This window comes from Pontivivens nitratireducens, assembly GCF_014235845.1.
Taxonomy (GTDB): domain Bacteria; phylum Pseudomonadota; class Alphaproteobacteria; order Rhodobacterales; family Rhodobacteraceae; genus Pontivivens; species Pontivivens nitratireducens.
The window spans coordinates 1-4,922 of the sequence record NZ_JACJUQ010000040.1; the positions used below are offsets into that span (position 1 = coordinate 1).

5 protein-coding genes and 1 pseudogene are annotated in these 4,922 nt (G+C 60.4%); 5 read left to right on the top strand and 1 reads right to left on the bottom strand.

Annotated features, from left to right (window positions below; translation table 11 throughout):
* Positions 1–138 precede the first annotated feature (138 nt).
* Positions 139–896, top strand: a protein-coding gene (locus tag H1S03_RS17265; protein ID WP_166195248.1) for an IS5 family transposase whose coding sequence is annotated in 2 segments (ribosomal slippage) — positions 139–460 and positions 460–896 — 759 coding nt in all. Because the reading frame shifts where the segments join, the coding sequence is not laid out codon by codon here.
* A 205-nt stretch (positions 897–1,101) separates the two neighbouring features.
* Entirely contained in the window at positions 1,102–1,767 is a 666-nt protein-coding gene (locus H1S03_RS17270; RefSeq protein ID WP_166195245.1) for a L,D-transpeptidase, read from the top strand.
* 39 nt (positions 1,768–1,806) lie between these two features.
* Here the strand turns inward: H1S03_RS17270 and H1S03_RS17275 are convergent, their stop codons facing one another.
* Positions 1,807–2,076, bottom strand: a complete 270-nt coding sequence (locus tag H1S03_RS17275; protein WP_166195243.1) for a hypothetical protein — start codon at positions 2,074–2,076, stop codon at positions 1,807–1,809.
* A 179-nt stretch (positions 2,077–2,255) separates the two neighbouring features.
* Between H1S03_RS17275 and H1S03_RS17610 the strand changes: the two genes are divergently transcribed.
* From H1S03_RS17610 to H1S03_RS17290, 3 genes and pseudogenes are all read left to right on the top strand, one after another.
* Positions 2,256–2,468: a hypothetical protein gene (locus H1S03_RS17610; RefSeq protein WP_185805303.1), complete on the top strand. Its 213-nt coding sequence runs from the start codon at positions 2,256–2,258 to the stop codon at positions 2,466–2,468.
* Positions 2,469–2,533: 65 nt separating this feature from the next.
* The gene (locus tag H1S03_RS17285; protein ID WP_249777994.1) at positions 2,534–4,642 is read left to right on the top strand and encodes a heavy metal translocating P-type ATPase; all 2,109 of its coding nucleotides are present in this window, start codon (positions 2,534–2,536) and stop codon (positions 4,640–4,642) included.
* A 66-nt stretch (positions 4,643–4,708) separates the two neighbouring features.
* Positions 4,709–4,849, top strand: a pseudogene (locus tag H1S03_RS17290) (L,D-transpeptidase family protein); the annotation flags it as partial.
* Positions 4,850–4,922 lie beyond the last annotated feature (73 nt).

A 4,922-nucleotide genomic window follows, 5' to 3' on the forward strand; every position in this document is an offset into this window, starting at 1 on the left:
TTGCTCCTCCTGCGCCAATCGGCGTATCAACCCAAAGGGCTCTGGTTCCGGGTGGATGAAGGTTCAGTGGCAGGTCATCAGGACCCATTGATTTCGGCGTAGGGGCGTGATTCACGGTTCGAAAACCGAGCGATGAACATGTCTGATCTTTTCTGGCTGACGGAGGCGCAGATGGCGCGTCTTGAGCCCTTCTTTCCGAAGTCCCACGGCAAACCCCGCGTCGATGACCGGCGTGTGTTGAGCGGGATTATCTTCATCAATCGCAATGGCTTGCGGTGGCGTGACGCACCTGCAGCCTATGGCCCGCACAAAACGCTCTACAATCGCTGGAAGCGGTGGAGCGATAGGGGCGTCTTCGCCCGGATGATGGCGGGTCTGGCTGCCGACCACGGCGAACAGAAGACCGTGATGATCGACGCGACCTATCTCAAGGCCCACCGAACAGCGACCAGCATGGGCGTGAAAAAGGGGGGCGTGGACGCCTGATCGGTCGCACCAAGGGCGGGATGAACACCAAGCTGCACGCGATCTGCGACAGCCAGGGACGTCCTCTCAACCTGTTCGTCACGGCCGGACAGGTCAGCGACTACATCGGAGCACGGGCATTGCTGGGCAGCCTGCCGGACGTCGACTGGCTGCTGGGGGACCGCGGATATGATGCCGACTGGTTCAGAGAAGCGCTGAAAGATAAAGGGATACGCGCATGTATCCCTGGTCGAAAACAACGCAAGAAAACCGTCAAGTACGACAAGCGCCGATACAAACGGCGCAACCGGATCGAGATCATGTTTGGCAGGCTCAAGGATTGGCGGCGTGTGGCAACCCGATACGATAGGTGCCCGAAGGTCTTCCTCTCAGCCATCGCCCTCGCGGCAACCGTCATCTATTGGCTATGAGTCCTGACCCTAAGTGAGAACACAAAAGCACGTGTGACATCGGAATTTATTCTTGAACCTCTAGTAGCTTTAGGAGTTAAGCCACCGACAAAGAACGGCACCATGGAGCAAGTTGCCAATAACGCCTCACTCCTTCCCGGGCGAACAACACTGCGTTCGGGGTAAGGTTCGGTTTGCCGTCCAATGCGTGAACGGAGTATTCTATATGCTGACAAGACGACACTTCATCCAGACGACTGCCGCATTGTTCTCGGCGTCTATCTCGAGTCCACTCCTCGCTGACACCTGGCCCACTGAAGCGGAAAAGGCTGCTTGGGATGGACAGGTTACACCGCCGGGCTATAACCCAGCCACATCAAACCCGTGGGGCCTGCACCCGCGCTTTCTGCCGCAGCGGGTTGTAGCTAAAGATGGTCTTGTGGCCGGTGACATTCATGTGGATGCCGTGGCGCGCTATCTATACCATATCGAGGAAGGCGGCACTGCGATGCGCTACGGCGTCGCGATCGCTCGCGGCAAACTTTATGAGCCGGGTGTCTACACGATCAAGCGCAAGGTCAGGTGGCCGCATTGGCAGCCAACACAGAACATGATTGACCGCGACCCGGAGCTCTACGCCGACATCGCTGACGGTATGGAACCCGGACCTGAGAACGCGCTCGGGTCACGGGCGCTTTATCTCTATGTCGGCGACCGCGATACCTATCTTCGGATTCATGGCACACCGCATCCGAGTAGCATAGGCGGCCGGGCGAGTTCCGGTTGTGTCCGGATGGTCATGGCCCACATTAACGATCTTTACGCGAATGTGGCGATTGGCTCGACAGCGTTCCTTTATTCGGCCGAGGACAGCGTAACCCCGCGAAGCTGACCCATGGATCGTGGGCGGTGTGACGATCGAACGCGCCATTCAGGATTGGCGCACGGCGCAGATGGGATTGCCGCCTGGCGATCGCAACGGCACCAAGGTTGTTTCCACCGGCCCACTATGCGCGTACCAATAGCAATTATCTTCGGGACGAAGCCGGGCCGTGGTGAGATCCTGATCCGGCGCGGCAAGGGCAGCGACAGACTCTGGAATATTCCCGATCCTGAATGGATCGTTGTCTTCCTTCGGAGGTACTGCACAGCCAGCCAGGGCCAATGTTGCAACCATGATCACCGCATATTTTTGAAGCATATCTATCTCACTCTTTGGCAGGTCAGCCGCGTCCACAGACTTGGCAACGCGTTTCAAGGTTCCGCAGGCCGGTGTCCTTACTTGACCAAGTTTCTGTTTTAGCTCTTGAAGCTCTAGTTACTGTAGGGGCTATCTCAATGTGGAATGAACGAATCCCGAGGTCAATCCCATGTCTTCCAATGGCCACCGCCGCGACCACAAGCACAGCTCTGACTGCATTCACGATCATGGTGATGATCACAAACATGCGAGCGCAGTTCCTCACTCTCATGGAGAAGGTGCTGCGTGCTGCGGTGCTGGAGCCAATACAGGACCGGCACAATCCATCCCCTCGAATGGGCGAAGTTTTCAAGTTTCCGGTCTGGATTGTGCCGAAGAGGTGGCAATCCTGAATAGGGTGGTCGGTCCAAAAGTCGGCGGGACTGAGCATCTGGCGTTCGATGTCATCAATGGGCGGATGACGATTTTGGATACCGCAGTCGGGATTTCGGACAACGAGGTTTCGCAACTGGTCGCGAGTACCGGCATGAGCGCAAAACCGTGGGACGCCGACAACGCAGCAGAGGATCAGACCGCGCATCTGGCACGTCAAAAGCGGTTTACCGCGCTCAGCGGCGGCTTCTGGATAGCAGGTTTTCTCTACCACATCGTCGAAACCGGAATGGGGGGTGCGCTCGGGCTATTCGCAGGCCACGGAGAAACCACGATGCCACTCGCGGAAGCAGGGTTATTCGCGGTGGCAATTCTCTTCGGGGTCTGGCTGGTCGCACCCAAGGCTTGGTCTTCTGCGCGACGGTTTTCCCCTGACATGAACTTGTTGATGGTGGTCGCTGTGGCGGGTGCCATCGGGCTGGGCGAATTCTTCGAGGCCGCGACGGTTGCGTTTTTCTTCTCACTTTCGCTTTACCTTGAGAGCTGGAGTGTGGGGCGGGCCCGCAACGCGGTATCGGCCTTGCTGGATCTGGCGCCGCCAACAGCTCGGGTGATCCGATCAGATGGCAGCGAAAGAGATGTTCCTGCGGCAGAGGTTGCCGTGAACGATCGCTTCGTTGTGCGCGGCGGCGACCGGATCCCCCTCGACGGTGAGGTCGTGGACGGGGCAGGGGCCGTCGATCAGGCCCCAATTACTGGGGAAAGCGCGCTAGTGCCCAAGGAACCCGGCGACGAGGTCTATGCCGGCACGATCAACGGCGAGGGCACACTGACGGTGCGGGCGACGAAGGCCGCCTCGGACACGGTGCTCGCGAAAATCATTCGCATGGTGGGCGATGCCCATGCCCGCCGCGCGCCGGTCGAACAGTGGGTGGCCAAGTTCGCGCGCATCTACACACCCATCGTGATGGCGTTGGCGATTGCCATCGCGGTGGTGCCGCCACTCCTGCTCGGTGGCGCCTGGGACTACTGGTTCTACAATGCTCTGGTCCTTCTGGTCATCGCATGTCCTTGCGCGCTTGTCATTTCTACGCCGGTTTCCATCGTGGCGGCGCTGACCGCTTCGGCACGGGCGGGGGTGCTCATAAAGGGCGGCGCCTATGTCGAGGCGCCGGGGCGGACCACGGCACTGGCGATGGACAAGACCGGAACGATCACCATGGGCGAGCCCGAGGTGGCGACAGTCCATCCGCTGGGCGAAGCCTCCGCACGCGATCTTATGGCGCTGGCAGCAAGCCTGGAGGCGCGGTCCTCGCACCCGCTGGCACGCGCCATCCTCACGCGTGCCGAAACCGATGGTGTTTCCGTGTCTGCCGCAGAGGACACCCGCACCGTGCCCGGGCGCGGTCTGGAAGGACGCGCCGACGGGCGCGCGATCTGGCTCGGCTCGGATCGGTTCGCCGAGGAGAAGGGGTTCGGCAATGCCATTCCGGCGGAGCTGCGGGATCGGATCGAAGGGGCAGGGAGCACCCTCGTTGCCGTGGGTGACGAGACCGGCGTGACCGGCGTGCTGGAGCTTCGCGACCGCATCCGCCCTGATGCAAAGGGAATTGTTGCGCGGCTGCACGCGCAGGGAGTGAAGACGATCGTGATGCTGACCGGCGACAACGAACGCACCGCGCGCGCGGTGGCAGCCGAAGTCGGCATCGACGAGGTGCGCGCCGAACTTTTGCCAGAAGACAAGGTGACGGCCATTGAGGAACTCGTCGAAAGCCACGACATGGTGGCGATGATCGGCGACGGTGTGAATGACGCACCGGCCATGGCGCGGGCGCATTATGCCATCGCCATGGGCGCTGTCGGATCGGATGCCGCGATCGAGACGGCCGACATCGCGCTGATGACCGACGACATCGGCAAGGTACCCTGGCTTATCGGCCATTCGCGCCGGGCCATGACGATCATCCACCAGAATATCGGCATATCGCTGGGGACCAAGGCGCTGTTCGTCGGGCTGACCGCGTTCGGCATGGCCTCGATGTGGGGCGCCATCGCTGCGGATGTAGGCGTGTCGCTGCTGGTGGTCGCCAACGCACTTCGGCTCCTGAACGGCCATCAGGTTGAGGCCGGGCCTTCAGGCGGAGAACCGGTGGGCGAGCAGATGGCGAAGGGAGCACTGGCGCACGGTCATTGATCCGGCGGTTTCGGTAGAGTAACGTCTGACATCAACCAGACCTCGCAAAAGGGGCGTCGAGCAGTGATGAATACCAGAATTCCACGGCGGGTCTTGCTGTTGGGCGGATTGGCCGCCCTCCTGTCAGGCTGTGCCAGCAAGTTCCGGTCCTACAACGGACCCGAAGTGACCCGGCTGCGTATGTACAAGGCGCAGCGGCTGCTGGTGTCGCGTAGCCCTTAATTGTGAGATGGGAAATCCAACGAAATCAACGGCTGAGCTTTGCCCTTAAATATGAGAT

What these genes read in the sequence shown, in the direction of transcription:
- H1S03_RS17270 (WP_166195245.1), top strand. Translation starts at nt 1,102, where the DNA reads ATGCTGACAAGACGACACTTCATCCAGACGACTGCCGCATTGTTCTCG.
- H1S03_RS17275 (WP_166195243.1), bottom strand. Translation starts at nt 2,076, where the DNA reads ATGCTTCAAAAATATGCGGTGATCATGGTTGCAACATTGGCCCTGGCT.
- H1S03_RS17610 (WP_185805303.1), top strand. Translation starts at nt 2,256, where the DNA reads ATGGCCACCGCCGCGACCACAAGCACAGCTCTGACTGCATTCACGATC.
- H1S03_RS17285 (WP_249777994.1), top strand. Translation starts at nt 2,534, where the DNA reads ATGACGATTTTGGATACCGCAGTCGGGATTTCGGACAACGAGGTTTCG.